This window comes from Croceicoccus marinus, from assembly GCF_001661675.2.
GTDB lineage: Bacteria > Pseudomonadota > Alphaproteobacteria > Sphingomonadales > Sphingomonadaceae > Croceicoccus > Croceicoccus marinus.
On sequence record NZ_CP019602.1, the window covers coordinates 2,553,210 to 2,569,036 of the forward strand.

At 65.6% G+C, this 15,827-nt stretch carries 11 protein-coding genes; 4 read left to right on the forward strand and 7 right to left on the reverse strand.

The window, feature by feature from the left end; genetic code table 11:
* Positions 1–5 precede the first annotated feature (5 nt).
* From leuS to holA, 3 genes are read left to right on the forward strand one after another with little or no spacing between them, the layout of a single operon-like run.
* Entirely contained in the window at positions 6–2,528 is a 2,523-nt protein-coding gene (gene leuS / locus A9D14_RS12115) for a leucine--tRNA ligase (protein WP_066846809.1), read from the forward strand.
* Positions 2,528–3,052 carry an LPS assembly lipoprotein LptE gene (gene lptE / locus A9D14_RS12120; RefSeq protein WP_066846811.1) on the forward strand — a complete coding sequence of 175 codons (525 nt, stop codon included), beginning with the start codon at positions 2,528–2,530 and terminating at the stop codon, positions 3,050–3,052. The genes leuS and lptE overlap by 1 nt, the downstream gene beginning before the upstream one ends.
* Complete coding sequence (gene holA / locus A9D14_RS12125) at positions 3,039–4,073, forward strand: DNA polymerase III subunit delta (RefSeq protein WP_066846814.1); 1,035 nt, start codon at positions 3,039–3,041, stop codon at positions 4,071–4,073. Before lptE ends, holA begins: the two co-directional genes overlap by 14 nt.
* Positions 4,074–4,083: 10 nt before the next feature.
* On the opposite strand, the gene A9D14_RS12130 is transcribed toward holA, so the two are convergent.
* The 3 genes from A9D14_RS12130 to A9D14_RS12140 are packed head-to-tail and all read right to left on the reverse strand — an operon-like array spanning position 4,084 to position 5,948.
* A complete protein-coding gene (locus tag A9D14_RS12130; protein WP_066849107.1) occupies positions 4,084–4,647 on the reverse strand; it encodes an LptA/OstA family protein in 564 nt (187 codons plus the stop codon).
* Between the two features lie 10 nt (positions 4,648–4,657).
* A complete protein-coding gene (lptC, locus tag A9D14_RS12135) occupies positions 4,658–5,302 on the reverse strand; it encodes an LPS export ABC transporter periplasmic protein LptC (RefSeq protein WP_066846816.1) in 645 nt (214 codons plus the stop codon).
* A 25-nt stretch (positions 5,303–5,327) separates the two neighbouring features.
* Positions 5,328–5,948 (reverse strand): ribonuclease D, encoded by a 621-nt coding sequence (locus A9D14_RS12140; RefSeq protein ID WP_066846819.1) that lies wholly within the window; start codon positions 5,946–5,948, stop codon positions 5,328–5,330.
* Positions 5,949–6,067: 119 nt separating this feature from the next.
* Between A9D14_RS12140 and A9D14_RS12145 the strand changes: the two genes are divergently transcribed.
* On the forward strand, positions 6,068–6,745 hold the full coding sequence (locus A9D14_RS12145; RefSeq protein WP_066846822.1) for a uracil-DNA glycosylase: 678 nt from the start codon (positions 6,068–6,070) through the stop codon (positions 6,743–6,745).
* Between the two features lie 157 nt (positions 6,746–6,902).
* On the opposite strand, the gene A9D14_RS12150 is transcribed toward A9D14_RS12145, so the two are convergent.
* The 4 genes from A9D14_RS12150 to A9D14_RS12165 form a co-directional block, all read right to left on the reverse strand.
* Complete coding sequence (locus A9D14_RS12150) at positions 6,903–8,339, reverse strand: glutamate synthase subunit beta (RefSeq protein ID WP_066846825.1); 1,437 nt, start codon at positions 8,337–8,339, stop codon at positions 6,903–6,905.
* Positions 8,340–8,350: 11 nt separating this feature from the next.
* On the reverse strand, positions 8,351–13,003 hold the full coding sequence (gene gltB / locus A9D14_RS12155; RefSeq protein ID WP_066846828.1) for a glutamate synthase large subunit: 4,653 nt from the start codon (positions 13,001–13,003) through the stop codon (positions 8,351–8,353).
* Between the two features lie 204 nt (positions 13,004–13,207).
* Complete coding sequence (locus A9D14_RS12160) at positions 13,208–14,410, reverse strand: hypothetical protein (RefSeq protein ID WP_157668218.1); 1,203 nt, start codon at positions 14,408–14,410, stop codon at positions 13,208–13,210.
* 139 nt (positions 14,411–14,549) lie between these two features.
* Positions 14,550–15,794, reverse strand: a complete 1,245-nt coding sequence (locus tag A9D14_RS12165) for a polyhydroxyalkanoate depolymerase (protein WP_083987904.1) — start codon at positions 15,792–15,794, stop codon at positions 14,550–14,552.
* Between the last annotated feature and the right edge of the window lie 33 nt (positions 15,795–15,827).

Here is a 15,827-nt window from a genome sequence, read left to right on the forward strand (position 1 = left end):
ACTCAATGACCGAAGAGCGTTTCGATCCGTCCAGCGCCGACGGACGCTGGCAGCGCGCCTGGGACGAGGCGGGGATCTTCCGCGCGGACAGCGCCAGCACCAAGCCCAAAAGCTATGTGCTGGAGATGTTTCCCTATCCCTCGGGCCGCATCCATATCGGCCACGTGCGCAATTACACGATGGGCGACGTGCTGGCGCGCTTCAAGGCGATGACCGGGCACGAGGTGCTGCACCCGATGGGCTGGGACGCGTTCGGCATGCCCGCCGAAAACGCCGCCATGGAAAAGGGCGTGCACCCCGGCGGCTGGACCCGCGACAACATCGCCAACATGAAGGCGCAGCTGCAACGCCTTGGCTTTGCGCTGGACTGGAGCCGCGAGTTCGCGACCTGCGACGCGGAATATTACGGGCAGGAACAGGCACTGTTCCTGAAGCTGTACGAAGCGGGCCTGGTCTATCGCAAGGAATCGGCGGTCAACTGGGATCCGGTCGACATGACCGTGCTGGCGAATGAGCAGGTGATCGACGGGCGCGGCTGGCGTTCGGGCGCGCTGGTCGAGAAGCGCAAGCTTTCGCAGTGGTTCCTGAAGATCACCCAGTTCGCGGACGAGCTGCTGGAAGGGCTGGATGGCCTCGACAAATGGCCCGAGAAGGTCCGGCTGATGCAGGAAAACTGGATCGGCAAGTCGACCGGCCTGCAGGCCCATTTCAAGGGCAGCAATTTCGACGAGACGATCGAGGTCTATACCACGCGCCCCGACACGATCTTCGGCGCCAGCTTCGTCGCGATCGCGGCGGAACATCCGATCGCGCATGCCGTGGCCGCGACCGACCATCAGGCGCAGCAATTCATCGAGAAGTGCCGCGCGGGCGGCACCACCGCGGCGGAGCTGGAGACGGCGGAGAAGCTGGGTTACGACACCGGGCTGACCGTCGCGCATCCCGTCACCGGCCGCGATCTGCCGGTGTGGATCGCCAATTTCGTGCTGATGGACTACGGCACCGGCGCGATCATGGCGGTGCCGGGGCATGACCAGCGCGACTTCGAATTCGCGACCAAATACGGCCTGCCGATCCCGCGCGTCGTCGCGCCGAGCGCCGACGAAGCGGACAAGCCGTTCGCCGGCGAGGCGGAAGCCGGCGAAGGGGTGATCGTCAATTCGGACTTCCTGACCGGCCTGCCGGTGGAGGACGCCAAGCGCGCCATCATCACGCGCGCCGCCGAGGACGGCTGGGGCACGCCCAAGACGCAATACCGCCTGCGCGACTGGGGCGTTTCCCGCCAGCGTTACTGGGGCACGCCGATCCCGTTCATCCATTGCGACAGCTGCGGCGTGGTGCCGGTGCCCGAAGACCGGCTTCCGGTCGTCCTGCCCGAGGATGTCGATTTCAAGACTCCCGGCAACCCCTTGGAGCGCCATCCGACCTGGAAGCACACCGATTGCCCGAAATGCGGCAGCGCGGCGCGGCGCGAGACCGATACGCTGGACACATTCGTCGATTCCAGCTGGTATTTCCTGCGCTTTGCCAGCCAGCCGGGCGACAAGCCCTTCGACAAGGACGAGATCGCGCAGTGGCTGCCCGTCGGCCAGTATATCGGCGGGATCGAGCATGCCATCCTGCACCTGCTCTATGCAAGGTTCTGGACACGGGCGCTGGCGCATTGCGGGTTGATCGACGTGAAGGAGCCCTTCGCGCAATTGTTCACGCAGGGCATGGTCACGCATGAGACCTATAGCCGCGAGGAAAACGGCCGGACCGTCTATTACGCCCCCGCCGAGGTGAACCGGTCCAGCGACAGTGCTGTGCTGGTCGATGGCGGCCAGCCGGTCGAGATCGGCCGCGTGATCAAGATGTCCAAGTCGAAGAAGAACGTCGTCGACCCGGACGAGATCATTGCCCAGTACGGCGCGGATGCGGTGCGCTGGTTCATGCTGTCGGACAGCCCGCCCGAACGCGACCTGCCGTGGAGCGAAGCGGGCATCGAGGGTTGCGGCCGCTTCGTACAGCGGCTGTGGCGCCTGTTCGGCCAATACGACGCCAACGCCACCGGCGACGACAAGGCGGTTGCGCGCAAGCAGCACCAGACCGTCGCCGCCGTGGCCGAGGATATCGAGGCGCTGTCCTTCAACAAGGCGGTCGCCCGCATCTACGAGCTGACCGGCGTGGTCGAAAAGGCTGCCCCCAGCACGAGCCGCAGCGAAGCGATCCTGTCGCTGATGAAGCTGGTCTCGCCCATGATGCCGCATTTGGCCGAAGAGGCATGGTCGCGCGCCGGACAGGCCGGGCTGGTGGCGCAAGCCGCATGGCCCGAAGTCGATCCCGCCCTGCTCGAGGAGGACGAGGTCACCGTCGCGGTGCAGGTCAAAGGCAAGCTGCGCGATACGCTGACCGTGCCCAAGGGCCTGCCGAAAGAGGAACTGGAGGCGCTTGCCCTCGCCAGCGAGAAGGTCCAGCGTAACCTTGAAGGTGCCGAGATCCGCAAGGTGATCGTGGTGCCCGACCGCCTCGTCAATCTGGTCATCTGATGCGTATTTCCGCCCTGCTGCCAGCCCTTGTCATCGGTGCCCTCGCGGTGCCGCTGGGCGGCTGCGCGCTTGCGCCGGTCTATGCAGGTGGCAGTTCGGGGCCAGTGGCGCAGGGGCTGCACGCGGTCGATGTCGCGGCGATTCCCGGACAGGCTGGCTGGCTGATGCGCGACGCACTGCAGCAACGCATGGGTACCGAGGGCGGCGGTTCACGCTATCGGCTGGACGTGGTGCTCGACGACCAGCTGACCGGCCTTGGCCTGCTGGGCGACGACACGATCGGGCGCGAACGCCGCACATTGCGTGCGCGTTATCGGCTGGTCGACCTGTCGAGCGGCGAGACGCTGCTGGACGCGACCGACGGGGCGGACGCTGGCATCGATGTCGTTTCCAGCGAATATGCGACCATCGCCGCCGAGCAGACGGCGCTGGAAAACCTTACGCAGGATGTCGCCGACAGCATCGTGACGCGGATCGCGACCACCCTGCGCCAGCAGATGCGGCCTTCAGTTGAAGATCAATAACGGCAAGTTCGCGCAGACCGCTCCGCGCGCCGTTGGTTCGGCGAAGGTCTTCTTCTTCTGCGGACCGGACGAGGCAGGCGCGCATGGCGCCGCCGCGCGCATCGTCGAATTGCTGCCGGACCCCGGCGAACGCGTCGATATCGAGGGGAGCGAGCTGAAGCGCGACCCCGTGCGCCTGTCGGACGAGACGCGCTCCACATCCCTGTTCGGCGACCGGCGGCACATCATCGTGCGCGCGCAGGGAGAGGAAGCGCATGATGCGCTGAAGATCCTGACCGACGCGCCCGAGGCAGAGGTGGCGCAGGGCTGGCCGGTGATCGTGATCGCCAGCGGCGCGACCGACAAGTCGCGCAGCGCGAAGCTGCTGGAAAAGCGCGACGATGCGCTGGTGGTGATGTTCTACCCGCCCGATTTGCGATCGGTCACAGCAGAGGTTCGCAGGCTTGCCGATGGCGCGGGGCTGCGCATGGGAGCCGAACTGGCGCAGCGGATTGCCGCATCGGTGGCGCTCGATACGCGCATGGCGGCCGCCGAAGTCCACAAGCTGGCGCTGTATCTGGACGCCGACAGCCACGCCCCGCGCAGCGTGACGGCAGAGCATATCGACGCCATCGGGGCCGAGACCGAGGACGACGGCATGATGCCACTGGTCGATGCGGTAATCTCGGGCGATGTGGCGCGGCTGCCGCATGAACTGGCGCGGTTCCGCCAGCATGGGCTGAACCCGGTGGGCACGGTTCTGGCGATGGAGCGGCGGGTGGCGCAGCTTGCCCAGATCGCGGCGCGGATCCGGCCCGGCGAGAACATCGCCAAGGCGGTCGAGAACGATCCGCGCATCTTCTTCAAGGAACGCGCCGCCATCGCGCGTCAGATGCAGCAATGGCACGGTCCGAAGCTGGCGCGGCTGAGCGACCGGCTGATCGCGCTGCACCGCGCGCTGCTGGCCGACAGCCAGGCCGCGCCGCTGCTGTTCGCGGCAGGCTGTACCGAAATCGCGCGCGCTGCGGGCGCCCGCCGCTAGGGCTGCGCGACTAGTTTTCGGGGACCGAGAAGCTGCCCGAGACGCGCCCGTCATTATTGCGCGATCCGCCCACCGCCGAAGAGCTGCCCGCGCTGCTGCCGTCCACGCTGGACAAACCGGTGTTCAGATCGATCACCAGCCGCCCGCCGTTCAGCGTGTCGCCGCCGCGCCGCAGCGCGACGTCGCCGACCAGCGTGATCGTGCGGCGATTGAAGTCATAGACGCCGACATTGCCGCGCGCGGTTTCATTCCCGCGATTGACGGTGACGCCGCCCGTCGCGGTGATCCGCTGGATCCGCAGCGTATCGGTATCGGTGTAATTGACGATGGTGCGCCCCGCCGTCAGCCGCAGGTCGCCCTGGTTGACGACGACATTGCCCGACAGCACGACGCGGTCGGCGCGGTCCTGCAGCTCGATCCGGTCCGCCGCATAGTCGACCGGCTGGCGCGAATTGAAACCCGCGATCGACTGTGCCGACAATTGCTGCGCGCCCAGAACGGCGGCGGCGGTCATGGCAAAGCCGATGGCAGTGCGCTTCGCGATCCGGCGAACGGAGATAGTCTGGTCGTTCATCATATTCCCATCACGGCGTCGTCACCGAACCCGGCTCCATGCGAAGCCTGGCGTCCCCGATAAGCGAAACGGTACGCTCCTGCAAATCGGCCTCCAGCCGGTCGGCGGAGAACGTGCCCATCGGCACGCGCCCGTTCACGCGCCCGTCGCCCACCAGCCTGCGTTCGGGCAGCATCACCGATACGTTGCGCGCGATCATGCGATAGCCGTCCGACGCGGTGAAATTGACCGCGCCGGGAAAGCGCACCGCTTCGCGGTCGAGGTCGTAGGTGCCGTTCTGCGCGGTCAGCACGGCGGGCCCCTCGTTCATCAGCAGGCGTGCGGTCAGATCGTTCATCTCGACCAGACCGCGTTCCTTCGTGCGCTGCGTCGCGCTGCCGGCCTGGACCGAGAAAGGCCGGCCGCTGTTGTCGGCGCCGCGGTACATCGCATTGTCGACCATCATCCGGTTCTCGGTCAGTTCGACGCGGTTGCGATCCAGCAGGAAGCTGACCTCGCCCTGCGAGGCGACCGGTGCCAGCACCATCAGCGCCACCAGCACGCCGATGCAGATCGGCAGCGCGACCAGCAGGAAACGGATCAGCCGGTCGTGCGCGCCGCCCGGCGCCGCCTGCACGCGGCGATTGTGGCGGACGATGGTTGCCTCGGCGCTCATGCTCTATCCGTTTCCCCGAGGCGCATCATGCCTCGTGGCTGAAGATGTCCTTGTCGCCCCAGCCTTCAAGGTCCAGCAGCGCGCGGGCGGGAAGAAAATCGAAACACGCCTGGGCCAGACCGGTACGATGCTCTCTCTCAAGCCGGGTGCGGAAGATCGCCACCATCTCGTGCAGGAAACGCACGTCGCTGGCGGCATAGTCGCGCTGCGCGTCGCTCAGTTCGGGGGCGCCCCAGTCGCTCGACTGCTGCTGCTTCGAGATGTCCTTGCCCAGCAGTTCGCTGACCAGGTTCTTCAGGCCGTGGCGATCGGTATAGGTGCGCGTCAGCTTGCTGGCGATCTTGGTGCAGAATACCGGCGCGGCCATCACGCCCAGATAGTACTGGATCGCGGCCAGGTCGAAGCGGGCGAAATGATAATATTTCTCACGCGAAGGATCGGCCAGAACGGCACACAGATTGGGCGCGTTATACGAGCTGTCGGGGCGGAAGCGAACCAGATGCTCGTCCCCCTGCCCGTCGCTGATCTGCACGAGGCACAGCCGGTCACGCGGCGTGACAAGGCCCATGGTTTCGGTGTCGACCGCAATCGGTCCGGGCGCGAGAACCCCTTCGGGCAGGTCCTCCTCGTGTAGATAGACTGTCATAATTATGTCCTTAGGGCTGAACGCCGGTTTGGGAAAGGGGAGAGAATCGGCCGCTGCGGGGGAAATCGGTGCGCCCGGTGCTGGCGCGGACGGGGCGGCGGGCGCTAGGGGATTGGGCCATGATCGATACTATCCCCTCAAGCTGGGCTCCCATCCTCGACCCGGTCCTGTCGGCTGCGCCGGCTCGGCAGCTGGACAGTTGGTTGCGGGCCGAGGAAAACGAGGGGCGCATTATCTATCCGCCGCGTGGACAGAGGATGAACGCTCTGGCGCTGACCCCGCCGCAGGACGTGAAGGTCGTGATCCTGGGGCAGGACCCCTATCACGGGCCGGGGCAGGCGCACGGTCTGGCCTTTTCGGTGCCGGAGGGAATGAAGCTGCCGCCGTCGCTGCGCAATATCTACAAGGAACTGGAGAGCGATCTGAGCACCGCGCCGCGTGCGGACGGCGACCTGACGCGCTGGGCGCGGCAGGGGGTGCTGCTGCTGAACAACACCTTGACGGTGGAGGCCGCGAAGGCGGGTTCGCATGCGGGGCGCGGCTGGGATGCGATCACCGATGCCTGCGTGCGCGCCATCGCCGAGGCCGATCTGCCCAGCGCCTTCATCCTGTGGGGCAGCCATGCGCAGCGGAAGGCGCGGCGGATCCCCGAACTGGGCGCATCGTCGCACCATCTGATCATCGAAAGCCCGCATCCCAGCCCGCTTTCGGCGCATCGCGGGTTTTTCGGATCGCGCCCCTTCAGCCGGGCCAATGATTTCCTGCGCGAACAGGGACGCCGGCCGATCGACTGGTGACGCCCTCGCCCTCCGCGTAGGACCGTAGGCTTTCCGGCTGCTGCTTCGGACGGGCCGCGCAAGACACTGATCGCGGGCGGCAATGCCCGGCCGCGAATCGGCAAGCACGGCCCGCGTCACCATCGGCGCCCGGGCCGATAGCGACGCGGCAAACCCGCTATTCCGGCAGGTCGCTGGCGCCCATCAGCGCCTCGTCCACCGAGCGCGCGCATTGGCGCCCCTCGCGGATGGCCCAGACGACAAGGCTCTGCCCGCGGCGCATGTCGCCGCATGCCCAGACATTGTCCTCGCTGGTCTTGTAGCTGCGCGTGTCCGCCAGCACATTGCCGCGCGGATCGTATTCGACGCCCGCCTGGTCCAGCATGCCGCCCTTGCGAGCGCCGACGAAGCCCATGGCCAGAAGGATGAGATCGGCCTTCAGCGTGAATTCGCTGCCCGGCACTTCCTTCATCTCGCGCCCCTGCCATTCCAGGCGGACGCATTCCAGGCCGGTGACCTTGCCGTTTTCGCCCACGACACGCTTGGTCAGGATCGCCCAGTCGCGCTCGACGCCTTCCTCGTGGCTGGACGAGGTGCGCAGCTTGAGCGGCCAGTGCGGCCAGGTCATCATCTTGTCCTCCTTTTCGGGAGGTCTGGGCATGATCTCGATCTGGGTGACGCTGGCCGCGCCCTGCCGGTTCGACGTGCCGACGCAGTCCGAACCGGTGTCTCCGCCGCCGATCACGATGACATGCTTGTCGGTCGCCACCAAGGTGCCGCGCGGAGCCGCACGCTCTTCGCTGTCGCCCGCGTTGCGCTTGTTCTGCTGGGTCAGGAATTCCATCGCGAGGCGTACCCCGCTCATCTCCGAACCGGGAATGTCCAGCGTGCGCGCATCTTCCGCGCCGCCCGACAGCACCACCGCGTCGAAGTTTTCCTTCAGCGTCTTCATCGAGATATCGACGCCCACCTCGGTGCTGGTGCGGATCGAGACGCCTTCAGCCTCCATCTGCGCCGCGCGGCGATTGATGAGGTGCTTTTCCATCTTGAAGTCGGGAATGCCGTAGCGCAGCAACCCGCCGATGCGGTCGCTCTTTTCGAACAGCGTGACCGAATGGCCCGCCCGCGCCAGTTGCTGGGCGCAGGCCATGCCTGCGGGGCCCGAACCGACGACGGCCACCGACTTGCCGGTCTTCTTCTCCGGCGGATGCGGGACGATCCAGCCTTCCTGCCAGCCCTTGTCGACGATCGCGCATTCGATCGACTTGATCGTCACCGGCTGGTCGACGATGTTCAGCGTACACGCGGCCTCGCAAGGCGCGGGGCAGACGCGGCCGGTGAATTCGGGGAAGTTGTTGGTGGAGTGCAGGTTGACCAGAGCCTGCTTCCAGTTCCCTTCATAGACCAGGTGGTTCCAGTCCGGGATGATGTTGTTCACCGGACAGCCGTTGTGACAATAGGGAATGCCGCAGTTCATGCAGCGGCTCGCCTGCCCCCTCAGGGCCTGCGGGTCGTGCGGGACCACGAATTCCTTGTAATGCTCCAGACGCTCCGTCGGCGCCTCGTAAGAACGATCCTGGCGGTCCAGTTCCAGGAAGCCGGTTTCCTTGCCCATCGATAGTACCCTTATTCCGCCGCGACAGATTCGGCTTCCAGACGCTCGGCTTCGAGCATCTTGAGCGCGTTCTCATAGTCGCGCGGCATCACCTTCACGAAGCGGGTGACCGCATTGTCGAAATCGTCGAGAATCGCCTTCGCCCGGCTGCTGCCGGTGTGCAGCACATGCCGCTCCAGCAGGATGCGGATGCGCGCGCTGTCGAAATACAGCGGATCGCCCATTCCGTAATTCTCGACCGAATGGCCGCGCTGTTCGGGGCGCTGGCCGCGGGGGACGTCCTCGTCGGTCTTCTGAACTTCTCGCAGATCCACCATCTCGGTGTTGCAGCGCTTCGCGAACTGACCGTCCTCGTCATAGACATAGGCGATGCCGCCCGACATGCCCGCCGCGAAATTGCGCCCCGTGGGGCCCAGCACCAGCACGACGCCGCCGGTCATGTATTCGCAGCCATGGTCGCCGGTGCCTTCGACGACCGCGATCGCTCCCGAATTGCGGACCGCGAAACGCTCGCCGCCGACGCCGTTGAAGAACGCCTCGCCCGCGATCGCGCCATAGAGCACGGTGTTGCCGACGATGATGTTGTTCGTCGGGTCGCGCTCCATGCCGTCCGGCTGCTTCACGATGACGCGCCCGCCCGACAGCCCCTTGCCGACATAGTCGTTGGCATCGCCGGTCAGTTCCAGCGTGATGCCATGCGCCAGCCACGCGGCAAAGCTCTGCCCCGCGACGCCGGTGAAAGACACGCGGATCGTGTTGTCGTCGAGCCCGGCATGACCATAGCGCTTCGCGACCTCGCCAGACAGCATGGTGCCGACGGTGCGATTGACGTTGCGGATCTGGCGCTCAAGCCGGACGCTTTCGCGCTTTTCCAGAGCGGGGGCGGCGGCCTTGATCAGCTCCTGATCCATCGCGGCTTCTAGCCCGTGGTCCTGCGTCTCGGTACGATAGAGCTCGTGCCCGGGGGCCGGCTTGACCTGGTGGAGCAATTTCGACAGGTCGACGCCATGCGCCTTCCAGTGCGAGACGGCGCGCTTCATGTCGATCCGGTCGACGCGGCCGACCATTTCCTCGACCGTGCGGAAGCCCATTTCGGCCATGATCTGGCGTAGTTCCTCGGCGACGAAGAAGAAATAGTTGACCACATGCTCGGGCAGGCCGGTGAAGCGCTTGCGCAGTTCCGGGTTCTGCGTCGCCACGCCCACCGGACAGGTGTTGAGGTGACACTTGCGCATCATGATGCAGCCCGCGGCGATCAGCGGGGCGGTGGCGAAGCCGAACTCGTCCGCGCCCAGCAGTGCGCCGATCGCGACGTCGCGGCCCGTGCGCAGTCCGCCGTCGACCTGGACCGCGATACGCGCGCGCAGATCGTTGAGCAGCAGCGTCTGCTGCGTTTCGGCAAGACCGATCTCCCACGGGGAACCCGCGTGGGTCAGCGAGGTCAGCGGGGATGCACCCGTGCCGCCCTCGTATCCCGAGATGGTGACATGGTCGGCGCGCGCCTTGGACACGCCGGCGGCCACCGTGCCGACGCCCACTTCGGACACCAGTTTGACCGAGATGCGCGACGACGGGTTCACGTTCTTCAGATCGTGGATCAGCTGCGCCAGATCCTCGATCGAATAGATGTCGTGATGCGGCGGCGGCGAGATCAGGCCCACGCCCGGCGTCGAGTGCCGGGTGGCGCCGATGGTCTTGTCGACCTTGTGGCCGGGCAGCTGGCCGCCCTCGCCGGGCTTGGCGCCCTGTGCCATCTTGATCTGGATGTCGTCGGCATTGACCAGATATTCGGTCGTCACGCCGAACCGGCCCGATGCGACCTGCTTGATCGCCGAACGCATCGAATCGCCGTTTTCCAGCGGGGTGAAGCGCTTGGGATCCTCGCCGCCCTCACCCGTGTTCGACTTGCCGCCGATCCGGTTCATGGCCATCGCCAGGGTCGTATGCGCTTCCCAGCTGATCGAGCCATAGCTCATCGCGCCGGTCGCAAAGCGCTTCACGATCTCGGCGGCGGGCTCCACCTCGTCCAGCGGGATCGCCTTGTCTGCCTTCTTCAGATCCATCAGGCCGCGGATCGTCAGCAGCCGTTCTGACTGCTCGTTGATCGACCTGGCGAACTCTTCATAGTTCCTGAAGTCGTTGCCGCGCACGGCGTGCTGCAGGTTCGCGATATTGGTCGGCGTCCAGGCGTGCTCCTCGCCCCGGACGCGATACTGGTAGATGCCGCCGACATCGAGCATCTTCTGATAGATCTGCTCTTCGGAATAGGCGGCGGTGTGGCGGCGCACGGTTTCCTCGGCGACTTCGGCAAGGCCGACGCCCTCGATCGTGGTCGCGGTGCGGGTGAAATACTTGTCGACGAAGGCGGTCGAAAGGCCGACCGCGTCGAAGATCTGCGCGCCGCAGTATGACTGATAGGTGCTGATCCCCATCTTCGACATCACCTTGCGGATGCCTTTGCCGATAGCCTTGATGTAGTTGTATTCCACATCTTCGGTCGACAGCGGCGCCTCGCGGTGGACGCGAATGCTCTCGAGCGTCTCGAACGCCAGATAGGGGTTGATCGCTTCGGCGCCGTAACCCGCCAGCACGCAAAAATGATGCACTTCGCGCGCTTCGCCGGTTTCGACGACAAGCCCGGTCTGCATGCGCAGGCCCTGGCGGACGAGATGATGGTGCACCGCCGAGGTGGCCAGCAGCGCGGGCATCGCGATGCGGTCCGGCCCCTGCGCGCGGTCCGACAGGATCAGGATGTTCTTGTCGGCCAGCACCGCCTCGGTCGCGGCCCAGCACATTTCCTTGATCGCCATCTCCAGCCCCTCGGCGCCGGTGCTGGCGTCCCAGGTCATGTCGATGGTGCCAGTGCGGAACGCGCCGTCGAGGCCCGATTCGACCGAGCGGATCTTGGCGAGATCGCTGTTGGTCAGGATCGGCTGCGTGATTTCAAGCCGCTTGTGCGTGCCCGCATCGCGGCCCAGCAGGTTGGGGCGCGGGCCGATCATCGACAGCAGGCTCATCACCAGCTCCTCGCGGATCGGGTCGATCGGCGGGTTGGTCACCTGCGCGAAGTTCTGCTTGAAGTAATCGTAGAGCAGGCGCGAACGCTTGGACAGCACCGCGATCGGCGTGTCGGTGCCCATCGACCCGATCGGATCGTCGCCGTTGTACAGCATCGGTTCGAGGAACTTGGAAACGTCCTCCTGCGTGTAGCCGAACGCCTGCTGGCGGCGCAGGAACAGCTCGCTGTCCTCCGTGGGATCGATCGGCGCGTCTTCCGCCTCGATCTCGACGATGTCGAGGTCTTCCAGCTTGTACTGCGCGTCGCGCAGCCACTTTTCGTAGGGATGCGCGTTGGACAGGTCGGCCTTCAGCTCCTCGTCCTCGACGATGCGGCCTTCCTCGAGGTCGATCAGCAGCATCTTGCCGGGCTGGAGGCGCCACTTGCGCGTGATGTCGGCTTCTGCGAACGGCAGCACGCCGCTTTCGGACGCGAGGCAGACGAGATCGTCCTTCGTCACGCAATAGCGCGCCGGGCGCAGGCCGTTGCGGTCCAGCGTGGCGGCGATCTGGCGGCCATCGGTAAAGGCGACCGAAGCGGGGCCGTCCCACGGCTCCATCAAGGCGGCATGATATTCGTAGAATGCGCGGCGTGCCGGATCCATCTCGTGGTTCTTGGCCCACGCCTCGGGGATCAGCATCATCATCGCATGGGCCAGGCTGTATCCGCCCGCCAAAAGCAGCTCGAGCGCATTGTCGAGGCAGGCGGTGTCGGACTGGCCATGCGGGATGATCGGCCACATCTTGTCGAGATCGGCGCCCAGCAGCGGCGATTCCATGGTGCGGCGGCGCGCGTTCATCCAGTTGACGTTGCCGCGAACCGTGTTGATCTCGCCATTGTGGGCGATCAGGCGGAACGGCTGCGCCAGCTTCCAGCTGGGGAAGGTGTTGGTGCTGAACCGCTGGTGCACCAGCGCCAGCGCCGATGTGCAGTCGGGATCGCGCAGATCGTCGTAGAAGCTGCCGACCTGGTTCGCCAGCAGCAGCCCCTTGTAGACGATGGTCCGGCTGGAGAAGCTGGGCATGTACAGTTCGGTCAGGCCGGGCAGACCGTGCTTTTCAGCCAAGGTCGCCAGCGGGTTCTGCGTCTGCTTGCGGATCGAGAGCAGCTTGCGCTCGAACGCGTCCTGATCCTCGCAATTGCCGCCGCGGGCGATGATCGCCTGGCGGATCACGGGCATCTGTTCCAGCACGGTCTTGCCCAGACCGTCGAGCGTGGTCGGCACGTCGCGCCAGCCGATCAGCTGTTGGCCTTCCTTGCCGATGAACTTCTCGAACTGCGCCACGACGAAGTCGCGCGAGGGCTGGTCCTGCGGCAGGAAGCACATCGCGACGGCGTAATCGCCCGCGGGCGGAAGCGTCCTGCCCTCACCCTCCGCCCATTTGCGCAGCAGCGCGTCGGGCATCTGGATCAGGATACCCGCACCATCGCCCAGAAGCGGGTCGGCGCCCACCGCGCCGCGGTGGTCCAGATTCTCCAGGATGGTCAGGCCTTGCTGGATAATCGCATTCGATTTCTGACCTTTGATATGGGCGACGAAGCCCACACCACAATTGTCGTGTTCGTTACGCGAGTCGTAGAGGCCTTGAACCGGCGGAAAACCCATTTTCACCTATCCTGTCGGGGCCCGGACATCGATGCCCGGCGTTTATGCGCGAATCAGCCCGCCCTTGAAAGGGCGCAGATATTGCGCGTTCGTTCCCAATGACGACAGGAAGCACTCTTTGCAACTCTGCAGAAGGAAATCTTCTGTCGAGTGGAAACAAAACCGCCGAAAACCGGCGGTTTCACAGCATCTTGTAGGGCGCTATCAGACCCGCTTCAACTCCTCGAGAGCCTCTCGCAGGCGAAAATCCTGGGGTCCGGCACCGTTGGGGATCAGCTGGCGCACACGATCGGCATCCAGCAGCGGCATCGGCGACAGGTTCGCCTCGCCCGGACGGTGGGTCGGGGCCTGCGGGCGGGCCTTGTGCGTCTTGCCCAGCCCGATCGCCATCAGCGAGCCATAGCCCGCGCCATCGTCGTCCGCGTCCTCTTCCTCGTCCGCCTCACCCGCGAACCAGTCGCTTTCCATTCCGCCGGTCAGACCGGGCGCGAAGCGGGGGGCGCTGTGACCGTCATGGCCGGTATCACGCTGACCGGTGTCGCGTTGGCCGGTGTCGCGTTGGCCGGTGTCGCGTTGGCCGGTGTCGCGCTGAAGCGAATAGACGCGGGCGGTCTCGATCGGCTTGGCGGCTTGCGGCCAGGGCTCGGCTTGCTCCGGCTCATAGGGCTCGGACTCAGCCTCCATCGGCGCCTCGACCGGTTCGGATCCGTACGCGAAGCCATGCTTCTGCGGTTCGGCGGCTGCCGGCGGCGCGGTTTCGGCAGGCGGATGATCGTCATGGGCGGGGCTGGCCAGCTTTTGTGTGGCGGATCCGGGCGGGGTCCAATCGTCCTCCGCGTCCCAGTCGTCGGCCAGGGCGGCGTCTTCGTCGGCGCGAACAGCGTCTCCCGGCAGGGCGAAGCGCGCAAGATCGTCGCCGTCATCCTCGAACTTCACCGGCGATTCGATGTCGGCGTAGAAGCCGGTGTTCGGAATCCGCTCGAAAGTAATCTCGTCGTCCTTGGGCGCGGGCGGAATATGGCTGAGATCGTGCTTGGGCAGGCGCTGGCCCGTAGGCGGCGCCGACAGGCGTTCGAGCGGCGTGCCCGTCTTCTTCGCATAGCCCTGCCCCTCGGCAAGGTGGCGGCGCAGGCGCGGGACCGAGGCAGCCGCGTCTTCGCGCGTGCCGACAGCCTCGCCAACTCCTTCGGGCAGGACCCCGGCAATCGCCGCACCGACCAGCAGGCCGAACACCAGGCCCAATGCCGCAAGCGCCATGGCCGCCATGACCGGCGTGACCCCGGCTTCCGCGCCCAGCCCGACATCGGCCAGCAGGCCGGTCAGCACCGTGGGCGGCATCTGCAGCCCGGCAAAGGCCCCGCCGACGGCGCCGCCGGCACGCAATACGAAGGCAATTATGCGAGTCATTCCGTTCATTCGTCCATCATGCACCGGGGCGCACGAAGGCATCTTAAACGGACAAAGTAAACGCGGGCATAATCCGGTGGCTCGCTTCCTCAAGGTCTGGGAAGCCAGGCCACCGTAAACAAAGGGGGATTTGCGTCCGCTAGGCGACCGCCTTCAACCTTGCGCGGGAATGATCTGCCATCCACTGCTCCACGATGGGCGCGATCTGACCGCGCCATTTCGAGCCGTTGAAGATGCCGTAGTGACCGACATCGGGATGGAGGTGATATTTCTTGAGGTCGTCGTCCAGCCCCGGCGTCAGCTTCAGCGCCGAGCGTGTCTGGCCCACGCCCGAAATATCGTCGCGCTCACCCTCGATGCACAGCAGCGCGGTATCGTGGATCTTGCCCAGGTCGATCTTGCTGCCGCGATGGGTCAGCAGTCCGCGGGGCAGCAAATATTCCTTGAACACCGCGTTCACAGTCTGGAGGTAGAATTCCGCCGTCATGTCGCAGACCGACAGATATTCGTCATAGAACGTCTTGGTCGCGTCGGCGCTCTCTCCGTCGCCCGCCACCAGATGCTTGAACATGCCGTAATGGCTCATCAGATGGTTGCTGAGGTTCATCGACATGAAGCCGGAAAGCTGCAGGAAACCGGGATAGACCTCGCGGCCCGCGCCCGGATAATGCATTGGCACCGTCTGGATCAGATATTGCTTGAACCAGTGCATCGGACGACCGACCGCCATCTCGTTCACTTCGGTCGGCCCTTCGCGCGTGTCGATCGGGCCGCCCATCATCGTCAGCGTGGCGGGGCGGCACGGATTGTCCTTTTCCGCCATCACGGCAGTCGCCGCAAAGGCCGGGACCGAGGGCTGGCAGACCGCCATCATGTGCGCGCCGGGGCCGATATGCTCAAGGAACTCGATCACGTAGTCGATATAGTCGTCGAGGTCGAACAGCCCTTCCGACATGGGGACGAGCTTCGCGTCGGCCCAGTCGGTGATATAGACTTCTGCGCCGTGGAGCATGCGCTCGACCGTGCCGCGCAGCAGCGTGGCGTAATGCCCGCTCATCGGCGCGACGATCAGCAGCCTGGGCGCGTCGGAGGGCAGTCCGCCATGTGTGAAGCGCTTGAGATTGCCGAACGGGCGGAACAGGACGTCCGCCTCGGTCACGTCATGCGTCTTGCCGTCGACGGTCACGGTGGGGATGCCGAAAACCGGCTTGCCGCGCGGTTCGGCGGCATGGGCGAACACTTCCAGCGCGGAGGAAATGCTGGGACCCATGCCGATCGAACCCATCGGATTCTTCGGATGGTTGAGCCATTCGGCGGTCACCGAAGCCATGGTGGTCGCCGAAGCGCGCCAAGCCTGCTGGATTTCATAAAGCGAATAGAGCACGTATCAATTCTCCTCGCCGTCCCGTTCCCCCTG

Coding starts and splice junctions, on each gene's coding strand:
- A9D14_RS12130 (WP_066849107.1), bottom strand. CDS start 4,647: ATGAACGACCAGACTATCTCCGTTCGCCGGATCGCGAAGCGCACTGCC.
- A9D14_RS12140 (WP_066846819.1), bottom strand. CDS start 5,948: ATGACAGTCTATCTACACGAGGAGGACCTGCCCGAAGGGGTTCTCGCG.
- lptC (WP_066846816.1), bottom strand. CDS start 5,302: ATGAGCGCCGAGGCAACCATCGTCCGCCACAATCGCCGCGTGCAGGCG.
- gltB (WP_066846828.1), bottom strand. CDS start 13,003: ATGGGTTTTCCGCCGGTTCAAGGCCTCTACGACTCGCGTAACGAACAC.
- leuS (WP_066846809.1), top strand. CDS start 6: ATGACCGAAGAGCGTTTCGATCCGTCCAGCGCCGACGGACGCTGGCAG.
- A9D14_RS12145 (WP_066846822.1), top strand. CDS start 6,068: ATGATCGATACTATCCCCTCAAGCTGGGCTCCCATCCTCGACCCGGTC.
- lptE (WP_066846811.1), top strand. CDS start 2,528: ATGCGTATTTCCGCCCTGCTGCCAGCCCTTGTCATCGGTGCCCTCGCG.
- A9D14_RS12150 (WP_066846825.1), bottom strand. CDS start 8,339: ATGGGCAAGGAAACCGGCTTCCTGGAACTGGACCGCCAGGATCGTTCT.
- A9D14_RS12160 (WP_157668218.1), bottom strand. CDS start 14,410: ATGACTCGCATAATTGCCTTCGTATTGCGTGCCGGCGGCGCCGTCGGC.